The sequence below is a fragment of the Rhizobium sp. No.120 genome, assembly GCF_054558365.1.
The window spans coordinates 605,630-624,060 of sequence record NZ_BAAJNQ010000002.1 but is presented as its reverse complement, the minus strand read 5'-3'; the positions used below and the strand labels follow the sequence as shown (position 1 = coordinate 624,060).

General features: G+C 60.0%; 19 protein-coding genes. 9 read left to right on the top strand and 10 right to left on the bottom strand.

Annotation, left to right across the window (positions count from 1 at the left end; genetic code table 11):
• The first annotated feature begins 214 nt into the window (after positions 1-214).
• Together ACYJRZ_RS08730 and ACYJRZ_RS08725 are read left to right on the top strand one after the other, a co-directional pair.
• Positions 215-1,111, top strand: a complete 897-nt coding sequence (locus ACYJRZ_RS08730) for a LysR family transcriptional regulator (RefSeq protein ID WP_095434035.1) — start codon at positions 215-217, stop codon at positions 1,109-1,111.
• A gap of 29 nt (positions 1,112-1,140) precedes the next feature.
• Positions 1,141-1,704, top strand: a complete 564-nt coding sequence (locus ACYJRZ_RS08725) for an O-acetyl-ADP-ribose deacetylase (RefSeq protein WP_459458032.1) — start codon at positions 1,141-1,143, stop codon at positions 1,702-1,704.
• A 3-nt stretch (positions 1,705-1,707) separates the two neighbouring features.
• On the opposite strand, the gene ACYJRZ_RS08720 is transcribed toward ACYJRZ_RS08725, so the two are convergent.
• Together ACYJRZ_RS08720 and ACYJRZ_RS08715 are read right to left on the bottom strand one after the other, a co-directional pair.
• Positions 1,708-2,871, bottom strand: coding sequence for an adenosylhomocysteinase (locus ACYJRZ_RS08720; protein WP_459458031.1), 1,164 nt, complete (start codon positions 2,869-2,871; stop codon positions 1,708-1,710).
• Between the two features lie 127 nt (positions 2,872-2,998).
• On the bottom strand, positions 2,999-3,907 hold the full coding sequence (locus ACYJRZ_RS08715; protein WP_459458030.1) for a LysR substrate-binding domain-containing protein: 909 nt from the start codon (positions 3,905-3,907) through the stop codon (positions 2,999-3,001).
• A 262-nt stretch (positions 3,908-4,169) separates the two neighbouring features.
• Here ACYJRZ_RS08715 and ACYJRZ_RS08710 point away from each other — a divergent pair, with 262 nt between their 5' ends.
• The 3 genes from ACYJRZ_RS08710 to ACYJRZ_RS08700 all read left to right on the top strand — a co-directional run bounded on the left by ACYJRZ_RS08710 (position 4,170) and on the right by ACYJRZ_RS08700 (position 7,108).
• Positions 4,170-4,667: an NUDIX hydrolase gene (locus ACYJRZ_RS08710; RefSeq protein ID WP_459458028.1), complete on the top strand. Its 498-nt coding sequence runs from the start codon at positions 4,170-4,172 to the stop codon at positions 4,665-4,667.
• Positions 4,668-4,763: 96 nt separating this feature from the next.
• Entirely contained in the window at positions 4,764-6,299 is a 1,536-nt protein-coding gene (locus tag ACYJRZ_RS08705; RefSeq protein ID WP_459458026.1) for an inorganic phosphate transporter, read from the top strand.
• 71 nt (positions 6,300-6,370) lie between these two features.
• Entirely contained in the window at positions 6,371-7,108 is a 738-nt protein-coding gene (locus tag ACYJRZ_RS08700; protein WP_459458024.1) for a 16S rRNA (uracil(1498)-N(3))-methyltransferase, read from the top strand.
• 4 nt (positions 7,109-7,112) lie between these two features.
• Here ACYJRZ_RS08700 and ACYJRZ_RS08695 read toward each other — a convergent pair whose 3' ends face one another.
• Positions 7,113-7,727 (bottom strand): LysE family translocator, encoded by a 615-nt coding sequence (locus ACYJRZ_RS08695; RefSeq protein WP_459458022.1) that lies wholly within the window; start codon positions 7,725-7,727, stop codon positions 7,113-7,115.
• A 243-nt stretch (positions 7,728-7,970) separates the two neighbouring features.
• Here ACYJRZ_RS08695 and ACYJRZ_RS08690 point away from each other — a divergent pair, with 243 nt between their 5' ends.
• From ACYJRZ_RS08690 to ACYJRZ_RS08680, 3 genes are all read left to right on the top strand, one after another.
• Positions 7,971-9,344: a glutamate--cysteine ligase gene (locus ACYJRZ_RS08690; protein ID WP_459458020.1), complete on the top strand. Its 1,374-nt coding sequence runs from the start codon at positions 7,971-7,973 to the stop codon at positions 9,342-9,344.
• A gap of 245 nt (positions 9,345-9,589) precedes the next feature.
• Entirely contained in the window at positions 9,590-10,459 is an 870-nt protein-coding gene (locus ACYJRZ_RS08685; protein WP_459458018.1) for a DUF937 domain-containing protein, read from the top strand.
• A 127-nt stretch (positions 10,460-10,586) separates the two neighbouring features.
• Positions 10,587-11,465 carry an aldo/keto reductase family oxidoreductase gene (locus ACYJRZ_RS08680; RefSeq protein WP_459458016.1) on the top strand — a complete coding sequence of 293 codons (879 nt, stop codon included), beginning with the start codon at positions 10,587-10,589 and terminating at the stop codon, positions 11,463-11,465.
• 9 nt (positions 11,466-11,474) lie between these two features.
• On the opposite strand, the gene ACYJRZ_RS08675 is transcribed toward ACYJRZ_RS08680, so the two are convergent.
• From ACYJRZ_RS08675 to ACYJRZ_RS08665, 3 genes are all read right to left on the bottom strand, one after another.
• Complete coding sequence (locus ACYJRZ_RS08675; protein WP_459458014.1) at positions 11,475-13,073, bottom strand: ABC-F family ATP-binding cassette domain-containing protein; 1,599 nt, start codon at positions 13,071-13,073, stop codon at positions 11,475-11,477.
• Between the two features lie 149 nt (positions 13,074-13,222).
• On the bottom strand, positions 13,223-13,801 hold the full coding sequence (locus tag ACYJRZ_RS08670; RefSeq protein ID WP_459458706.1) for a dienelactone hydrolase family protein: 579 nt from the start codon (positions 13,799-13,801) through the stop codon (positions 13,223-13,225).
• Positions 13,802-13,993: 192 nt separating this feature from the next.
• Complete coding sequence (locus ACYJRZ_RS08665) at positions 13,994-14,293, bottom strand: DUF1127 domain-containing protein (protein WP_459458012.1); 300 nt, start codon at positions 14,291-14,293, stop codon at positions 13,994-13,996.
• Between the two features lie 200 nt (positions 14,294-14,493).
• Here ACYJRZ_RS08665 and ACYJRZ_RS08660 point away from each other — a divergent pair, with 200 nt between their 5' ends.
• Positions 14,494-15,447 (top strand): LysR substrate-binding domain-containing protein, encoded by a 954-nt coding sequence (locus ACYJRZ_RS08660; RefSeq protein ID WP_459458010.1) that lies wholly within the window; start codon positions 14,494-14,496, stop codon positions 15,445-15,447.
• A gap of 36 nt (positions 15,448-15,483) precedes the next feature.
• Here ACYJRZ_RS08660 and ACYJRZ_RS08655 read toward each other — a convergent pair whose 3' ends face one another.
• The 4 genes from ACYJRZ_RS08655 to ACYJRZ_RS08640 form a co-directional block, all read right to left on the bottom strand.
• Positions 15,484-16,116 (bottom strand): TetR family transcriptional regulator, encoded by a 633-nt coding sequence (locus tag ACYJRZ_RS08655; protein WP_459458008.1) that lies wholly within the window; start codon positions 16,114-16,116, stop codon positions 15,484-15,486.
• A 196-nt stretch (positions 16,117-16,312) separates the two neighbouring features.
• Positions 16,313-17,194: a dienelactone hydrolase family protein gene (locus tag ACYJRZ_RS08650; protein WP_459458006.1), complete on the bottom strand. Its 882-nt coding sequence runs from the start codon at positions 17,192-17,194 to the stop codon at positions 16,313-16,315.
• A gap of 144 nt (positions 17,195-17,338) precedes the next feature.
• Positions 17,339-17,761, bottom strand: a complete 423-nt coding sequence (locus tag ACYJRZ_RS08645) for an MAPEG family protein (RefSeq protein WP_459458005.1) — start codon at positions 17,759-17,761, stop codon at positions 17,339-17,341.
• Positions 17,762-17,802: 41 nt separating this feature from the next.
• Complete coding sequence (locus ACYJRZ_RS08640) at positions 17,803-18,375, bottom strand: hypothetical protein (protein WP_459458704.1); 573 nt, start codon at positions 18,373-18,375, stop codon at positions 17,803-17,805.
• Positions 18,376-18,431 lie beyond the last annotated feature (56 nt).

Here is an 18,431-nt window from a genome sequence, read left to right as displayed (position 1 = left end):
CCCGTCGGATATAGCCCCTTTTTGAGCATGATGCCGAAAAGTGTGATCGGTTTTCGGACGACATCATGCTCTACTTCTTTGCTTCTAGAGCGGATTCAGATTTTAGGTCAAACAGACCTAAAATCATCCGGCTCTAGGGGCATTACAGGCTTAGCGCTTTCCCAAGTTTGGAGCAAATGATAAGCACTTATTCCAAAACAGGAAATAATTCTGCATGACCAATTTAGGGGATCTCGAAATCTTTGCGAGTGTCGTGGCGACCGGCAGCATGTCCCTGACCGGCCGCGCACTTGGCTTTTCGCCGGCCGTCATTTCCAAGCGCATCAAGCGCCTTGAAGATAGGCTCGGCACGCGGCTTCTGCAGCGCACCACGCGGCAGATTTCGCTAACAGAGGCAGGCCAGGGCTTCTACGATCGAGTGCTTGCCATTCTTGCCGGGCTGGAAGAGGCGGAAGCCTATATTGCCGGGCGCTCCTCACAAATGCACGGCACGCTGAAGATCTCCGCTCCGACATCCTTCGGCCGGTTGCACATCGCGCCGCATCTGAAATCCTTCATGCAGGCCCATCCCGAACTGGCGCTCAATCTCGTGCTCAGCGACGAATTCGTCGATATCGTCGGCGGCGGCTTCGATCTTGCCATCCGCATTGCCGAATTGACGGATTCCAGTCTCGTCGCGCGCAGGCTCGCGCCGGTGCGCCGCGTACTCTGCGCCTCCCCTGCCTATATCGACGCCCATGGCATGCCCGAGGATATCGACGATCTGCGCCGGCATATCTGCCTGCCGGCGCACAATCTCGATCCGTGGCGGCTGGAGGGACCGAAAGGCAGCCTGATCTTCCGGCCCGAAGGCAGGCTCATAACCAATTCCAGCGAGGTCGTGCGCGAAGCCGTCATCGCCGGCCTCGGCATTGCGCTGCGCTCGACCTGGGATATCGGGGGGGAACTGCGGGACGGCCGCCTCGTTCAGGTGCTGCCGGCCTATGAAGGCTCGCACAATGTGACGTTATCGGCCGTTTATCCCAGCCGGCAGTTCCTGCCGGCGAAAGTGCGTGTCTTCATCGACTTTCTGGCGGAACTTTACGGCCCTGTTCCCTATTGGGAGCGATGAGAACCCTTTAAAGGATCGAGGAAACCGTCATGTCCGCGCCCGAGAGCATCCGTTCCGATCTTGATCTCAACTCGAAGACGCGCCTCACCGTGATGGTTGGCGATATCACCAGGCTTTCGGTCGATGCCATCGTCAATGCGGCCAATAGCAGCCTGCTCGGCGGCGGTGGAGTGGACGGGGCGATCCATCGCGCCGCCGGGCCGGATCTCCTGGCGGAATGCCGGACGCTGAATGGTTGCAAGACCGGCCAGGCAAAGATGACCGGCGGATATCGCCTGCCGGCAAGGCATGTGATTCATACGGTCGGCCCCGTCTGGAATGACGGCGACCACGGTGAAGAGGCACTGCTCGCCGGCTGTTACCGCAACAGTCTCGGCCTTGCCCGGCAGCATAAGTTGAAGACGATCGCCTTTCCTGCGATCTCGACCGGCATCTATCGCTTTCCCGCCGAGCCGGCGACGAGGATCGCAATTGGCACTACCCTTGCCGAAAGCAAGGATGGCGCCTTCGATGAAATCATCTTCTGCTGCTTCGGCGACGATATGGCGGCACTCTACGACCGATTGCTGCCGCAGGCGCTGTCCGGAACATGATGCCTATCGCGCCAGGTTGAGATAGGCGGAGGCGACCAGGGCATCGATGTCAGTGGGAACGGGAATAACGCAGGCCTCCTTGCCGAGGTTGCCCTTGGCGACCCTCTCCAGGCATCGCGCCTGAAGGGCAAAGCCGAGATCCATGGATTCGACAGTATTCCCCAGCGGACGCGGGCCGGCCAGATTGGCCATGTGGCCGCCGCCGAGAATGTGGAAGGCACGGCCATCTCGCATGCGGATGGTCTCGATCTGCTCAGCTTTGTAGCGATCGACGCCGACGACATCGGGACTGTTGCGGAACCCTTCGACATCGATCTCATGCGGGAAGTGGCCGCCGTTCATCAGGATCGCGCCGTCCTTGATCAGGGGCAGATCGGCAACCGTGATGATGTCCGGATAGCCTGTCACAGTGATCAGGATATCGGCGGAGCGGATCGCCGATTCACGCAGTGGCGTTGTGAAGCCATCGAGATGAGCTTCGAGTGTAGTCACCGGATCGATATCGACGACGCTGACGGTGGAGAATGCATTGCGGAAGCATGCGGCTGTGCCCTTACCACAGGCGCCGTAACCAAAGACGGTCACATGTTTGCCATTGGTGGAGCGGTTGGTGAAGCGCAGATAGCTTTCGAACATGCTCTGCCCGACGGCATGTCGGTTTTCGGCGAACTGCTTGATCGGGCTGTCGTTGATAACGAGGATCGGCATGTTAAGCCTGTCGCGCATCGGCATCAGCCGGGTGCGGCCCGATGTGGTTTCCTCGGTGCCGCCAAGCAGATTGGCATAGGGCCTGTCGGCCGCGCGAGCGAAGAGGTCGCCGCCATTGTCGAGCAGCAGGTCCGGCTTTTCCGCCAGGATCGCGTCGAGGCTCGCACCATGCTCCTCCGCGTCGCGGGTCTGTGTCGCAAACACCTTGATGCCCTGAGCGCGCAGATAGTCTACCGTTTCCGGCTGGGTGCTGTTGAGATTGCCAGTGCAGACGAGATCCGCGCCGCCGGCACGCAGCGTCATCAGCAGCGCAACGGTCTTCGGCTCGAGGTGAATGCCGGTGCCGATTGTGAGGCCGGCAAAGGGTTTTGTGTCACGAAATTCCGCTGCTGTGGTCGCCAGCAGACGGCAGCTGCGCGCCACCCAGTCGATACGCGAAAGAGAAGAAGGCTGATCCATGATGCGCTCCTGCCGGTTGGTTCGATGCCGCGATCTGGCATGATCGCAAAGGAGGTGTCGATGGACATTGCGCTGCGTTGCATGGCAGAAAATCTGCCATGTGAATGCGTCTCTCTTTGATGCTGTGCTAAGCCGGTTCCGCCCCTGCCTCGCTTAGCCAATCCGCCAATCGTACCAACGCCGGGGCCTTCACATCGCTGCTGCGAATGCTGAGGCTATAGCCCGCCGGCCTACGGATGAAGCCGAAGGGGGCAACCAGAATGCCGCGATCGATATCCTCGCCAATGGCGGTACGTGGGGCGATGGCCACCCCGAGGCCCGAGCGGGCGGCGCCGATCGCAAGCAGCAGGTCTTCGAATTCGCGATTGCCGGCAAAGCGGATGGGGGCATGGCCGCTTTCGGCAAACCAATCCTCCCACAGGCTCGGGGCGGAACGGCTTGCAAGAGCAACGGCTCCGGCAAGCGCCGGAACACCGTTGGCAAGCCCGAGGCGATCGGCGACATCGGGCGTTGCGATGGGGCCGAACTCATCCTCCATGAAGCGGATAGCGGTGATATCGCGCATCGGCCGGTATTCGCCGCCCATGATGACCGCTTCGAGGTCGGGGCGCTTGGCAAGCGGTTCGACTGTCGCCATCGGCACGATGTCGATATCGATATCCTGAAGTGCCGTCTGAAGCGCGGCGACGCGCGGCATCAGCCACCAGACGGCAAAGGCCGAGGGAACGCCAAGCCGAATCGACCGCCGTTCGGCAACAGAAAGTTCGGCGGAGGCCCGCGTGAGGATGCCAAGGGCGACACCAACGGAATCGGCGAATGCCCTGCCCTTCGCCGTCAGCACCAGCCTGCCATTCTCCCGGTCGAATAGGGGTACGCCAAAATGTGCCTCCAGCAGATTCAGCTGCTGCCTGATAGCCCCGCGCACGACGCCAAGCTCGTCGGCCGCCTTCAGGATGCTGCCGCAGCGCACAACCGCATCGAAGGCACGCAGCGCGTTCAAGGGCGGCAGGCGTCGAGGCGGGATGCGTCCGGACATAATAAGTTTTTTCTTTCTTTCCAAAACGATAGCAGCAACATCCATGCGATTGCGCCATCTGCGGCACGGAAACGCTGTGGAATGTCGCTTTCAGCAAAAGCGCTGGCGAATATCAGAAGGCAAATCTTTCTATTTTTATCTACGTAGCACTCAATAAATGTGTGGGGAAATACCATATAGCGTTCTGTGGAGCGCAAATTTTTCCGCGAAATGATAATATAGACTCAAACTGCCACTCCAACCCTTAAAGGTGAACCGACAATTGGCCTTCCTCAGCCGCATAGCAAATGATGTGCAACTCATGTTTCGGCGTCCGCCGCGACAGCAATATGCTGCGCTTTGCTATCGGGTGAAAAAGAAGACCGGACAATTTGAGATGCTGTTGCTAACTAGCCGCGACACCGGGCGCTGGGTCATTCCCAAGGGATGGCCGATGTCGGCTAAGCTCTCCCACGAGGTGGCTGCCCGCGAGGCCTACGAAGAGGCAGGCGTGCGCGGCGTGGTGGAAAGCGAGCCGCTCGGCTCGTTCGGCTACGACAAGGTGCTGAAGGACGGCATTCAGGTGCCATGCCGGGTGCAGGTCTATGCTCTCGAAGTCAGCGAACTCGCCAAGAACTTCAAGGAAAAGGGTGAGCGCTCCATGGAGTGGGTTTCCTTCGAGGAAGCCGCCGAACGTGTTCGCGAACCGGAGCTGCACGATCTCATTCTTGCCTTCGCCCAGCGAATGACGGCAGCTTCCGTCGCCACTCAGGCGAAATAAGCCACATTCGTCACAAAAAACTGTGCCAGTGTGCATGGCGGACATTGCGCGCCTCATCGGTCAGCGCAATACGAGAGTTTTGATCCAGAGAATTGAATGCCCGATCGACCGGCCACACCAGCAAAAAGGACGCTCGACAAGGACCTCGACAAATTCACCTATGTCGAGGATGCGACGCATCACGTCACGAGGCGTCTGGTGGCGCCGGGCATCGGTCTGATCTTTCTCGGTCTTGCCATGGTCTTTGCCGGGATCTACGTGCTCGACCAGCCCGGGGCGACGCTAATCTTTGCTGCGGTGGCGCTTGCCAGTTACATGGCCATGAACATCGGCGCCAAGGACGTCGCCAACAATGTCGGCGCGGCCGTCGGTGCACGTGCGATCACTATGGCGCAAGCCCTCGTTATGGCGGCATTTTTCGAGATTCTCGGGGCAACGATCGCCGGCGGCCCGGTCATCAACACGATCTCGACTCATATCGTCGACACCAACCGCATCATGAGTGTCGGCAAGCTTGCCTGGCTGATGATGGCAGCCCTTCTCGCCGCAGCGCTTTGGATCAATTTCGCCACCTGGCGGAAAGCGCCGGTTTCGACGACACATACCATCGTGGGCGCCGTCGTCGGCGCAGGCGCAGCCGCTGCCGGCCCGGAACTCGTGAACTGGAACACACTGGCCGCCATTTCCGCAGGCTGGGTTGTAACGCCCTTTCTCGGCGGCACCATCGCGGCTGGCATCCTCTATTTCATAGAGACATGCATCATCTATCGCGACGACAAGATTGCCGCCGCCAGATACTGGATTCCCATCCTGATCGGGCTGATGGCCGGCGCCTTTTCGGGCTATCTCGTCGTCCAGCTGGAGCCCAAAGGCGTCATACCCAATATCCTCAATCTGGCGATCGGCCTCGGGGTCGGCATCATCGCTTGGCTCGGCGCGCGGCCGCTGGTCAAGGCGCAGTCGGTCGGGCTCGAAAACAAGAACAGCTCACTGCGCAAGCTTTTTCGCCTGCCGTTGATCTGCTCGGCGGCCTTGATGTCCTTCGCGCATGGCGCCAACGACGTCGCCAACGCCATCGGGCCGCTGGCTGCGATCGTCCGCGATATCGGACTTGGCGGCTCCCTCAATGTCCTTGCTGAAACGACGACACAGAAGGCGCCCTTTTGGGTCGTCATGATCGGCGGCTGCGGCATCTCGGTCGGCGTTCTGCTCTATGGACCGCGACTCATCCGCCTGCTTGGTGAACAGATCACCAAACTCAATCCGATGCGTGCCTATTGCGTCGCCGTGTCGGCCGCCCTCACCGTCATCGTGGCCGCTTGGTTCGGTTTCCCGGTGAGTTCGACCCATATCGCCGTCGGCGCGGTCTTCGGGGTCGGCTTCTTCCGCGAGTGGTCGACCAGCCGTTCCAAGCGGCGCTTTGCTTATATGCGCAAGAAAGCCGAAGCTGCAGGTATTCCCTGGCAAGAGCCGGAGGCTGCTGATGAGCGCAATCCCGATGAGGTTCATCGCCGCCGGCTTGTGCGTCGTTCGCATTTCATGACCATCATCGCCGCTTGGGCAATCACCGTGCCGGTCGCTGCCCTGCTTGCTGCCGCCGTATATTGGGTTATGGTCGCGCTCTTCATTTAGAGCGGTTCGGTTTCTCGCCGGATCTTCGAGCCGCTCCGTCTCAGTGTTGCAGTTAATTCCGGGGATAATCCATGCGCGCCAATTTTCGCATGCAGCGGCTGTACGTGACGTCAGACATCACAGCTGGTACCGCCATCGAGGTTGACCAGGATCAGTTCAACTATCTCGCCAATGTGCTGCGCATGGAGGATGGTGCTGAACTTCTTGTCTTCAACGGCCGCGACGGAGAGTGGAAAGTCAGGGTCTCCTTCCCGACCCGCAAACGCATCATGCTGACGCCGGTCGAGGAAACGCGGTCGCAGCCAGCCCCGTCCGACCTGCACTATCTCTTCGCGCCGCTGAAGGTAGGACGGCTCGACTACCTCGTTCAGAAGGCGGTGGAAATGGGTGCCGGGCTGCTTCAGCCGGTCATGACCCAGCATGTGCAAGGCAAGATCACCAACCTCGACAAGGTCAAGGCCAATGTCATCGAGGCGGCGGAGCAGTGCGGCATCCTCGGCATCCCCGACGTGGCCGAACCTGTGAAGCTTGCCGATCTGCTAGCCCGCTGGCCGCGCGAGCGCCGCATCATCTATTGCGACGAGGGCGATGCCGGCCAAAATCCGCTGCCGCTTTTGACGCAGGTAAAGGAGAAGCATCTGGCACTGCTGGTCGGCCCCGAAGGAGGTTTTTCCGAAGAAGAGCGCTCCCTCTTGCGCAGCCTCGATTTCGTCACCGCCATTCCGCTTGGTCCCCGCATCCTGCGTGCCGATACGGCGGCTGTAGCCGCCATGGCGGTAATCCAGGCCGCGATCGGCGACTGGCACTGAGGCTTCACTCAAGACTGGCAGCGAAGGTCGCAACGATCAACAGGATCGCCAGCGAGATGTTGACGATCCGCGAGATCTTCGGATCTCGGAGAAAACGGGATAGGGAAGCGCCGAGAAGAAGCCAGACCATGTGGATGGCGACGATCATCACCGTAAGCAGCGCGATTTTGACGGTGGCGTCGAGCAGCCTCTGATCCTGAAACAGGCTGACACCGGCAAAGACGGCGGCGATCGCAAGATAGGCCTTGGGATTGGCGACGGCCAGCAGGAACCCACCGGAAAAGACAGGCGCCGCGACCTGATCGTCGCGGCGAGACAGCGGCGGCGCGGTCGCGATCTTGAAAGCGAGATAGAGGATATAGACGGCGGAAATTACCGTCAGCAGCAATGGGCCGTGCGGCACGGACAAGAGAACAGCAACGACGCCGGCGGCGACGGCCAGCAAGACCGCCACGGTGCCTGCGATGAGACCGGAGACATAGGCCAGCGATCGCCAGAAACCATAGGCCGCGCCCATCGCGGTTGCGCTAATCGTGGACGGGCCTGGGCTGCCCATGATGACCACCGAAGACAGCAGCAATGTAAGTATGGAATAGTAAAGGGCGTTCGGGCCGTTCATCGATATGCTCCGCTTGATGTCAGTGGAAGCAAAACTATCGGCGTGAATAGCGAGACGTCTTGAACGCTTGTGCAAATATGCTCGTGCCTGCCACCGGCGTGATGCACTTGCGAGACATAAAATCCTATTTTTTTGAACGACCCTTGAAAGAAATTCACTTGCGCCGTACGTCATTCCGCGTCAATCACCCTCCTGTTGACCTGCGGCAGGCGCGGGTTCTTCTCCGAGATCTAAGGTAATACCATGGCGCGCGATACTACCGACCAGACTCCGCTCTCCTCGGTCTCGGAAATGACGGCGTATCTGGCTGCCGGCAATAAGCCGAAAGAGAAATTTCGAATCGGCACCGAGCACGAGAAATTCGTGTTCTTTCGCGCCGACAACAGCCCAGTCCCGTATTTCGGCGAAGCCAGTATTTCCGCGCTCCTCACGGGGCTACAGAAGAAGAGCGGCTGGGATCCGATCATGGACGGTGACAATATCATCGGGCTCGGTGAACCCTCGGGCATGGGCGCGATCTCGATCGAGCCGGGCGGCCAGTTCGAACTTTCCGGAGCTCCGCTCGAAACCATCCACCAGACCTGCAAGGAATCCAACAATCACCTGGCGGCGGTGCGCGAGATCGCCGAGCCGATGGGCATCCGCTTCCTCGGCGTCGGCGGCAGCCCGAAGTGGACGCTCGCCGAAACGCCGCGCATGCCAAAATCGCGCTACGAGATCATGACCCGCTACATGCCGAAGGTCGGCACCAAGGGTCTCGACATGATGTACCGCACCTGCACGATTCAGGTGAACCTGGACTTCTCGTCGGAAGCCGACATGCGCCGCAAGATGCGCGTGTCGATGAAGCTGCAGTCACTGGCAACAGCGCTCTTTGCCTCTTCGCCCTTCACGGACGGCAAGCCGAACGGGCTTTCCTCCTGGCGCGGCGAAATCTGGAAAGATACAGATAATCGCCGCGGCGGCCTGCTCGATTTCACGTTCCGCGACGATTTCAGCTTTGAAGATTATGTGAAGTGGGCACTCGACGTTCCCATGTATTTCGTCGTTCGTGACGGCCGCTATCACGACTGTACACATATCACCTTCCGCCAGTTCATGGACGGTGCGCTGAAGGGCGAAATCGCCGATTGGCAACCGACGATGGGCGATTGGACAAATCATCTCTCCACCCTCTTCCCGGATGTTCGCCTCAAGCGCTTCCTCGAAATGCGCGGCGCGGACGGTGGCCCGTGGCGCCGTATCTGTGCGCTCCCGGCCTTTTGGGTCGGCCTGCTCTATGATGACGAGGCGCTGACGGCTGCCGACGAACTGACTAAGGATTGGAACTTCCAAGAGGTCAACGCCCTGCGTGACGTCGTGCCGGTACAGGGCTTGAAAGCATTGATCAAGGGCCACGGTCTGCTTGATATCGCACGCGAAGTGATCGGCATTTCCCGCCTTGGCCTGAAGAACCGCAATCGCCTGAACGGCGACGGGCAGGACGAAACTGTGTTCCTTTCGCCGCTTGATGAGGTGCTTGCCAAGAAGGGCACGCTCGCCGACGATCTGCTGATGCTCTACAATGGCCGCTGGAACCAATCGGTCGAGCCGATCTTCGAGGAATATCAATACTGATAGGCGATTGCCTGCCGTTGCTGCCTGGCAAGTTCACGGCAGAAACCGGTATGCGCCCTCCTTTTTCCGCTATACTATCGGAATCAAGCGCCGCCTGATTCCGAAGCGGCCTCCTAGAGCTGGATGATTTTAGGTCTATTCGACCTAAAATCATCCAGCTCTAGAATCAAAGAAGTAGAGTGTGATGTCATCCGAAAACCGCCTACACTTTTCGGCATCACGCTCTAGCGGGGAAAGGGACTTCGATGCTGCCACTCTTCGAGATGATGATGCAGGCCCAAAATGGCGCCGCCACGGAGGCGCTGGCCAAGCAGTTCAATCTGGCGCAGGAGCAGGCAACGAAGGCGATGGCCGCGCTGATGCCGGCCTTTTCTTCCGGCTTCAAGCGTAGCGCTACCGATCCCTACAATTTCGTTGGCGTCATGCAGGATATCTCGTCCGGCAATTATGCCAAATATTTCGAGGACATGACCAAGGCCTTTACGCCCGAGGGCATTGCCGACGGCAATGCGGTGCTCGGACGGCTGTTCGGTTCGAAGGACGTATCGCGCGCGATTGCCGCACAGGCCGCGCAGATGACCGGCATCGGGCAGGAAATCTACAAGCGCATGCTGCCCGCCATGGCCGATACGCTGATGGGCGGGCTCTTCAAGGAGACGAGCGGCCAGATTCCACAGATGGCCAATCCCTTCCTCAATACCGATATGGGCGAAATGATGCAGGGCTGGCTGCAGAGCATCGGCTTTGCGCCCAAGCAGCAGCCGACTCCGCAGGCGAGCATCTTCGACAATCCTTTCACCCAGGCGATGGAGCTGATGTTCGGCGCCGATTCGGTCAAGCGCGAGAAGCCGGCACCGACCAATCCGTTCCTCGACAATCCCTTCGCCAAGGCGTTTCAGGACATGATGAAGAACTTCCCGATGCCGGCGGAGCCGCCGAAGGAAGAGCCGAAAGCCAAGCCTCCCGCCGGCGTCGACATGGCGGCCTATACCGAGATGTTCAACGCCATGTTCGACAGCGGCCTCGAAGTGCAGAAGACCTATCAGAAAAACATGGAAGCGATCTTCGACGGCTATTTGAAGAGCGAGGACAAGCCCGCTCCGAAACAGAAGTGACGCTTGGGTACTCGCTTTCGATTCCTGCTCACTGTTCGCAATTCCGTACAGCCCGTACACATTGCACCCGGTTATCATACACTACGACTGCGCCTATTTCTGCTTTCATCTTGAAAAGGAGATAGCCATGTCCAGCATCGATCAATCCGGAAGCTTCACCCTCGGCAACCTCAAGGTCAAACGGCTCGGCTACGGTGCCATGCAGCTCGCAGGCCCCGGCGTATTCGGCCCGCCGAAAGACCGTAACGCTGCGCTCGCAGTACTGCGCGAAGCCATCGCCTTCGGCGTTGACCATATCGACACCAGCGACTTCTACGGTCCGCATGTGACCAACCAGCTGATCCGGGAAGCGCTCCATCCCTATCGCGACGATCTCGTCATCGTCACAAAAATCGGCGCGCGGCGCGGCGCGGATGCCTCCTGGCTCCCGGCCTTCTCCGCCGATGAGCTGAAGCAGGCGGTGCACGATAATCTGCGCAACCTCCAGCTCGACGTGCTCGATGTCGTCAACCTTCGCGTCATGATCAACCCGCATCACCCGACAGAGGGCTCAATAGAGGCGCCGCTGACCGCCCTTGCGGAGCTCAAGCGGCAAGGGCTGGTGCGCCATATCGGGCTGAGCAACGTCACACGCAGCCAGATTACCGAGGGACGCAAGATCACCGAGATCGTCTGCGTGCAGAACCTCTACAATCTGGCGCAGCGTACGGATGACACGCTGGTTGATGAGCTTGAGCGCGACGGGATCGCCTATGTGCCGTTCTTCCCGCTCGGCGGCTTCACGCCGCTGCAGTCCTCGGCGCTCTCAGACGTGGCTGCCCGCCTGAACGCCACGCCGATGCAGGTAGCGCTCGCTTGGCTGCTGCAGCGTGCGCCGAACATCCTGCTCATTCCAGGCACCTCGTCACTTGCCCATTTCAGAGAGAATATCGCAGCGGCCGAGCTGAAGCTGCCGGAGGATGCGATCGCCGAACTCGATCGCATCGCCGGCGCCGGCCACGCCTGACGCGATCTCTCATCGATCCGAGATGGCTCGATCAGCCAGCTCGAGCCGTCTTTCTATGCCGATATTGTCGAGAAACACCTCGTCGTGGCTGACGACCAGAAGCGCGCCATCATAGGCTCGCAACCCGGCCTCGACCGCAGCGATGGAATCGATATCCAGATGGTTGGTCGGCTCGTCGAGGATCAGCAGCGATGGCGGCACCGAGCCGCCGAGCACGCAGGCAAGCCCGGCGCGCAAAAGCTGGCCGCCGCTGAGGCTAGAAACGATCTGCAGCACGGCATCGGCTCGAAACATGAAGCGCGCCAGCGCCGCCCGGCAGGCATTCTCGTCAGCCTCCGGGTTGATCCTTCGGAAATTATCGCGAATCGACAGCGATGGATCGAGAAGGCTGACCCTTTGGTCCAGCAGAGCGGAGTGGACGACCCGCACCGTGCCGCTCCACGGTTCCAGCGCACCTGATATCAACGCCAGCAGCGTCGTCTTACCCGAGCCATTCGGCCCGGTGACGGCAACGCGTTCCGGCCCGGTGATAGCGAAATCGAAATCGCGCAGGATCGGCCGTTCGGGCTCATAGCCGGCGGTGACGCCTTCTATCCTGAGGACGACCCTGTTTGTCGGCAGCCCCGATGTTGGCAGCTTCACGGTCAGGGGCTGCAGTATCTCGATCTTCTCGCGGGCAGCAGCGGCGTCCTGCAGAGCCTGGGCGCGGCGGCGTTCGGCGAGCCGCGTATTCTCCGCGCTTGTCATTTCAGCCCGCTCCTTCAAGCCGCCGAGCATGATGCGCGGAATACCGCCCTTGGCCGCCATCTTCCGGCCCGCCTTGTCTCGCCGTGCCTGCCGTTCGACGGCTGCCTGGGCGCTTCTTTCCACTTCGGCTACACGCTTCTCTGCCTCGGTAGAATCATGTTCGGCGGCGGAAAGCTCCAGCGCCTTGCGCTCGCGATACTGGCTCCAGTTGCCGCCATAGCGCGAAGCGCCGAGCGAGGTCAGTTCGACGATCGCATCCATGGTGTCGAGCAACTCGCGATCATGGCTGATGACAATCGCGCCTGCCCTCCAGCCCGCAAGCAGATCGATGACAGCTACGCGACCGTCGCGATCGAGATTGTTGGTGGGTTCGTCGAGGATCAAAAAATCGGGATCGTCGAGGATAAGGGCAGCAAGACCACAACGGGTGCGCTGTCCGCCGGACAGGGTCACGAGAGGCGTTTCCGGGGTGACGTCGAGCCCGACGCGGTCGAGGGCCGCGGTGATGCGCGCCTCGAGCGTCCAGTCCGCCGAGGCGAGCTCATCATTGGTCGCCTCACCGGCTTCCGCCCGCTTCAGCACGGTAAGGGCTCCGCTTGCACCGAAGAGATCGGCAACCGTCTCATTCGCCGCCACCTGCACGCTCTGGCGCAAAATCCCCAGCCGGCCGTTGAATGAGATGCTGCCGGATTGTGGCTGCACCTCGCCGGAGATGAGCTTGATCAGCGTGGTCTTGCCAACGCCGTTGCGTCCGACAAGGCCGGTGCGCTCAGCGCCGAAGCTCAGATCGAGATGGGAAAGAAGCGGCCGGCCGTCAGGCGTGGACCACGAAAGATTGGATAGAACGATGGATATGGGCATGAGCAAGAATGTCCTCGATGGCAAGGCTGAACGGCATTGCGGTCGAGGTGGAATCCATTGCTGCACACATCCTGTTGGTATCAACGATGCTCATAAATTAGGCGAGTAATATCTTCAATTCAAGTCCTGCGAGTAAAGATGCAGGCATTTCACGCATTGACGTTGATGGCATCGAGGAAGTCGATGACCCGCTTCCAGGTGAGATCGGCCGCCTTGGCGTCATAATCGGGCAGGCTGGCATCGGTGTAGAGATGGCCGCCGCCCGGATATCGAAAAATCTCCGCAGCGGTTCCGGAGCGCTCGGCAGCCTGTCGCCATGCCGCAACGTCTTCCTCCGGTTCGAACGGGTCCGGTTCGGCCAGATGAAGCTGCAGCGGCAGGCCCTTGCACGCATTCTCGGCGATCGGGGCAATGCCATGTAGAAACAGGATGCCGGCAGTCTTTTCCCGCTTCGGCCAGAGGCTAGAGATAACACCCGCCCCCATAGAGAAGCCGGCCAATACAGTCGAGGCCGGCAGGCCTGCCAGCGCCCATTCGGCACGCTTGCAGATCGTTGCCCAACCGATCTCGTCCTTGAACTCAAAGCCTTCTTCGATGGATCGCGCGATCAGCCCGTCATAGAGATCTGGCGCGAAAGCCTTGTGTCCGGCTGCCTGCGCCCGCTCGACCGCCTCATGCTCAAGCGAGCGCAAGCCATAGACGGAATGGAAGAAGATCACCGTTGCCATCATCGCTTCCCTATTATCGGTTCAGGTCGTTAGATAAGACAGTTGCCGCCGGAAGCAACTTACCCCGCGCGTGGTCCATGACGGAAACCCGGTCTCCAGAAAGAAAAAACCCGGTGTTGGCCCTTGGGCCGAACACCGGGAAAGAGGCAGGGCTTATTGGCTATCACCCTGCGGGGAAACTATTGTCCGCCATCAGCCTCTGAAGCTGCTGGAGGCGGAGAGGCGCGCGCAGCGACGCGCGGAATTAGTGAGATGGCCCGACGGATCCCCGAAGAACGTCGAGGTGGTCAGGGCAGCGTTCAAATCCTGCCGGGTGAGGCCAATGTCACGCAGCTGGCTATCGTTCAGCTCACTCAGATATTCGATTTCCTTGCGATTTCGGATTGCGCGCCAGATCGATGCGACATTACCCAAAGCAAGCATCATGCGCGCCGTCAGCGGCAGCGATGGCGTTGCTAGGCCGAGGTGAAGGGTCCGATCTGTCGTGCGCATTTCCGTATTCCTTTTCCTTGGGCACACGCGAGCCCAGCCCCTTTCCGGCGATCCGGAAAAGGGGCGTAGGCCGGGAGGAGTTCGACAGGGTTTCTGTTCGATTGGTATGCTGAATTGCATTAGGAAGATGCCAAAGCCCTATTGATCAGTCCAACGAATGTTTCTAATGATAACTATCAAACTCCTTTATAGGTGAACCCATGTCCGCGCCGCTTGATATCGATCAGTTGCAGACCTTTATCGCCATCGTGGATTCCGGCAGCTTCACCAAAGCGGCCGACCGCGTGTTCAAGACGCAATCGGCCGTCTCCATGCAGATGCGACGGCTGGAAGAGCGCGTCGGCAAGCAGCTTTTCATCAAGGACGGCCGCGGCAACCGCCTCACGGCGGAAGGCGACAAGCTGCTGAACTATGCCCGCCGCATCATTCGCCTGAACAATGAGGCCATCGCCGCTTTCGATGACAACCGTCTCGAAGGCACACTGCGCATCGGCACGCCAGACGATTATGCCGATCGCTACATGCCGGAAATCATCGGCCGCTTCGCCAAGACACATCCGAATGTCGAACTCTACATCGTCTGCGAACCCTCGGTCGATCTCGCCGAGCGCATGCATCGCGGCGAGCTAGATATTGCGCTCGTCACGCACAATCCGCGCGAACGCATGTCCGATGTGGTGCGAACGGAGCCGCTCTGCTGGGTCGGCTCGGCCAATCATCCGCTGCGAGACGATGCGCCTATTCCACTCGCTGTCGGCCGGCGCGACTGCCAGTGGCGTCAGCTTGCCTGCTCGGCGCTCGATGCCGGCGGCCGCGACTATCAGATCCTGTTCACCAGTTGGTCCTGCACCGTCGTCGCCGCAGCAGTACTTGCCGGCATGGCGGTTTCGGTCATGCCGGAATCGGCGCTCAGGACAGGCATGAAGGTGCTGACCCAAGCCGATGGCTTCCCGCCATTGCCGCCTGTGCAGATCGGCATCATGAAGCGCGCGGGTCTTTCCGTATCGCTGATGAACGCCATTACGGCGCATATCTCGGCCTGCCTCGACAACATCACGCCGGCTGCGGTGGATGACGATCTTGATGGCGAGGTGAAAACTTATACGCGCTACTATCCGCGGCTGCGCGCCGGGCACATTCTGCCGGGCTGGTGAGATCGAAGCACGCCAGCCGGTTACCTTCGGCTATGGTTACTGCGCCGGCTCTGCCAGCAAGGTAGCGCGGATCACCTGCTTCCATTCGTGCAGCATGCGAAGCGCCATTTCCTCCTCGCTCATGATGGCGAAGCGGACGGATGCGCCGATCAGATGGCTGAACAGCTGCGTGCGCGCATCGAGGTCGATGCGGCTTTCGGCCGGCAGGAAAGGCCGAATGCTCTCCAGGAAAATTTCGGCGACGCGGTTACTATGCTGTATGTTGAGCTGAAGGATATCCCTATCGATATCCGTGCCGAGCCAGACGCCGATATAGGCCGGATCGCTACGAAACTCGCGATAATACCAGTCGATCATGGTGCATACGAGCTCGACGGCGTGATCGAGCGACGTCACGAAGGCAAAAGCCTCGCCGACCTTTTGCCGGATGCGGCTGGAATGCCGATCGAGCAAGGCACGGACGATCGCCGACTTGTCCGGAAAATACTGATAGACGGAGCCGATCGGGATCGCGGCGACCGCAGCCAGCTCGGTCATCTTCATTGCGCTCACCCCCTTCTCGGCGATCAGCGCGGCCGCAACCGAAAGAATGGCATCGACACGTTGGATGCTTCGCTCCTGCTGTGGCCTCTTTCGGAACGTGATGCGGGCGGGATTATCCGGATTCATGCTCTTCCCGTTTCATTTTTGCACTGAACGACGCTCAGCGCGCAAACGCTATGACATCCGACGCGTTCAATGCGCGTAAACGGGAAAAGTTCAATTTTAATCATCACTTAGGAGCTAGCGCGAACTCCGGAGCGAGGGCCGAAACATGGTTTCGGCCCCTGTAATCGGCAAGCCTGCATCCTGAACCTGTGCCGTTCTAGGAAAGGTATTTCCTCAGGAAATCGATGGTTCTGCCCCAGGCAAGATCGGCCGCCTTCTTGTCGTATCGGGCAGCCGAAGTATCGTTGTTGAAGGCATGATTGACGCCTTCATAGACGAAGATCTCGAAGGTCTTGCCGGCTGCCTGCAGCTCCTTGCGATAGGCCTCGATACCGGCGTTGATGCGATCGTCCAGCCCGGCATAATGCAACAGGAGGGCAGCCTTGATGTCAGGCACGTCGCCTGCCGGCGGCTGCGCACCGTAATAGGCAACACCCGCCTTCAGCTCCGGCGAGATGGTCGCAAAACGATTGACGAGGCCGCCGCCCCAGCAGAAGCCGACGGCGCCGACCTTACCATTGGTCCCCTCGAGCTTGGCCAGGTAGTTCAGGCTTGCCTCGGCGTTGGCGGCCGTCAATGCCGGATCGAGATTGGTGAACATGTCGCGCGCCTTGTCCTCGTCCTCAGGCGTGCCGCCGAGCGGAGAGAGGAAGTCCGGCGCCAAGGCCACGAAGCCTTCCAGCGCTACACGCCGGGCAACATCGCGGATATGCGGGTTGAGGCCGCGATTCTCGTGGATGATGATGACGCCGCCGAGCTTGCCGGCCGCATCCTTCGGGTGGACGAGATACCCCTTCATCTCGCCCTTGCTTCCGGCAAAAATCACATCCTTTGCTTCCAGCCTGCCGTCGCCGGCGGCAACGACCTCGGCGCTTGCCTTGTTGGCTGCGAGCAGCGGCGCGATCGCAGCGGCAGCTCCGGCCGAGCCTGCGAGCTTGGTCAACTTTTCCATAAAACCCCGACGATCGAGCGTCAGATGCGTGTATTCATCATAGGCGTTGATCATCGCCTGCGTCACGACCGGCTTTTCCCTGCTCATAATCCTCATCTCCCTATTTCCTCGGCGGCAGACGACAAACAGCCCGCTCCCGCTGACAAGATAGGGCAGCCGATGTCGCCGCAACGGTAAAGGAAAAACACAAACACGTTACCGCAGGTTGCGGCTTGCGGAACGCAAGCAGCCTCAGGAGAAGGCGAGCCAGATACCGAGCCAGCCCCACATGCAGACCAGGGCCGTAAAGCCAAGAGCGAAGAGCGGGCTGCGATAGCCCAGATCGTTGCTGGTCACATGCACGAAGGCATGAGCATAGCGCGTGACGACGAAGATCCAGGCGAGGATGACGGCCGGCAGATTATCCGCCTGAGCGGTGTAGAGGACGATACAGCATACATAGAAGAGCAAGGGGAGCTCGAACTGATTGGCGAGGCTGTTTCGTACCACCAGGCTTTCCGCCGGTTCATCGGCTGCATGGTTTTCGCGAAATTGCGCTGGCTGAATGCGGCCGGCCTTCACCAGCACGCGGCGGCGCCATCCGAGAAGCGTATAGAGGATGAAAACCAATACCGCATGCGCCACCATGGGCCAGAACATTTCGTAGCCTGTCATGCCGCCAACTCCTTTGGAATTTCCGAAAGCCGATAAGACAATCAGGACGGTTTGGAGCCGTCCGGCGACAGGTAGCGAAAAATCGCGAAGCGGGCCAGCAGAATAACCGTCACAACCAGTGTGAGGAATTTCAGCCGCACGATGATCGGCAGCAGACCGGCAAGCAGCGATACCGTGGCCTCGGAGGGCGTTGCCGGCGGATACAGCATCAGGCCGGCGATATTCTCGGCATAATCGACTAACGTATAGAAGATCGGCAGGCAGAAGATGATTGTGGTCGCGCCGGGCGGGATCGGCCGGCCGAAGAAAAAGCCGCCGGGGCCGACCAGCCGCATCAGGCAAAACAGCAACCCGCCGAGCACCAGCGGGAAGATCAGCTCCGGCCCTAGATACATGGAATGCAGGATCGCCGCCGGATCGGGATGCTCCTTGAGATAGCGCAGCATGGCGATGACATCTTCGCGCTCATAACCGCCGACGCGTGCATCGAGCATCTGCTGGCCGGCTGCGACACCACTGAATGCTCTGACGAAGCCGGCCTGGATCCAAGCGAAGAGTGCAAGCGAAAGAGCCGCTAGAACCGCCGCCAGGCCCTCTACAGCGCCGCGTGTCATATGTGACACGCAAGGGTCGCTGTAGCACTTTTAATCTGCTGCATAATTCTATCCTT

Excerpts from the sequence above, each read along its gene's own strand:
- ACYJRZ_RS08640 (WP_459458704.1), bottom strand. The coding sequence starts at position 18,375 with ATGACACGCGGCGCTGTAGAGGGCCTGGCGGCGGTTCTAGCGGCTCTT.
- ACYJRZ_RS08690 (WP_459458020.1), top strand. The coding sequence starts at position 7,971 with ATGGCGCGCGATACTACCGACCAGACTCCGCTCTCCTCGGTCTCGGAA.
- ACYJRZ_RS08675 (WP_459458014.1), bottom strand. The coding sequence starts at position 13,073 with ATGCCCATATCCATCGTTCTATCCAATCTTTCGTGGTCCACGCCTGAC.
- ACYJRZ_RS08680 (WP_459458016.1), top strand. The coding sequence starts at position 10,587 with ATGTCCAGCATCGATCAATCCGGAAGCTTCACCCTCGGCAACCTCAAG.
- ACYJRZ_RS08705 (WP_459458026.1), top strand. The coding sequence starts at position 4,764 with ATGCCCGATCGACCGGCCACACCAGCAAAAAGGACGCTCGACAAGGAC.
- ACYJRZ_RS08665 (WP_459458012.1), bottom strand. The coding sequence starts at position 14,293 with ATGCGCACGACAGATCGGACCCTTCACCTCGGCCTAGCAACGCCATCG.
- ACYJRZ_RS08655 (WP_459458008.1), bottom strand. The coding sequence starts at position 16,116 with ATGAATCCGGATAATCCCGCCCGCATCACGTTCCGAAAGAGGCCACAG.
- ACYJRZ_RS08650 (WP_459458006.1), bottom strand. The coding sequence starts at position 17,194 with ATGAGCAGGGAAAAGCCGGTCGTGACGCAGGCGATGATCAACGCCTAT.
- ACYJRZ_RS08695 (WP_459458022.1), bottom strand. The coding sequence starts at position 7,727 with ATGAACGGCCCGAACGCCCTTTACTATTCCATACTTACATTGCTGCTG.
- ACYJRZ_RS08730 (WP_095434035.1), top strand. The coding sequence starts at position 215 with ATGACCAATTTAGGGGATCTCGAAATCTTTGCGAGTGTCGTGGCGACC.
- ACYJRZ_RS08685 (WP_459458018.1), top strand. The coding sequence starts at position 9,590 with ATGCTGCCACTCTTCGAGATGATGATGCAGGCCCAAAATGGCGCCGCC.
- ACYJRZ_RS08720 (WP_459458031.1), bottom strand. The coding sequence starts at position 2,871 with ATGGATCAGCCTTCTTCTCTTTCGCGTATCGACTGGGTGGCGCGCAGC.
- ACYJRZ_RS08670 (WP_459458706.1), bottom strand. The coding sequence starts at position 13,801 with ATGGCAACGGTGATCTTCTTCCATTCCGTCTATGGCTTGCGCTCGCTT.
- ACYJRZ_RS08645 (WP_459458005.1), bottom strand. The coding sequence starts at position 17,761 with ATGACAGGCTACGAAATGTTCTGGCCCATGGTGGCGCATGCGGTATTG.
- ACYJRZ_RS08725 (WP_459458032.1), top strand. The coding sequence starts at position 1,141 with ATGTCCGCGCCCGAGAGCATCCGTTCCGATCTTGATCTCAACTCGAAG.
- ACYJRZ_RS08700 (WP_459458024.1), top strand. The coding sequence starts at position 6,371 with ATGCGCGCCAATTTTCGCATGCAGCGGCTGTACGTGACGTCAGACATC.
- ACYJRZ_RS08715 (WP_459458030.1), bottom strand. The coding sequence starts at position 3,907 with ATGTCCGGACGCATCCCGCCTCGACGCCTGCCGCCCTTGAACGCGCTG.
- ACYJRZ_RS08660 (WP_459458010.1), top strand. The coding sequence starts at position 14,494 with ATGTCCGCGCCGCTTGATATCGATCAGTTGCAGACCTTTATCGCCATC.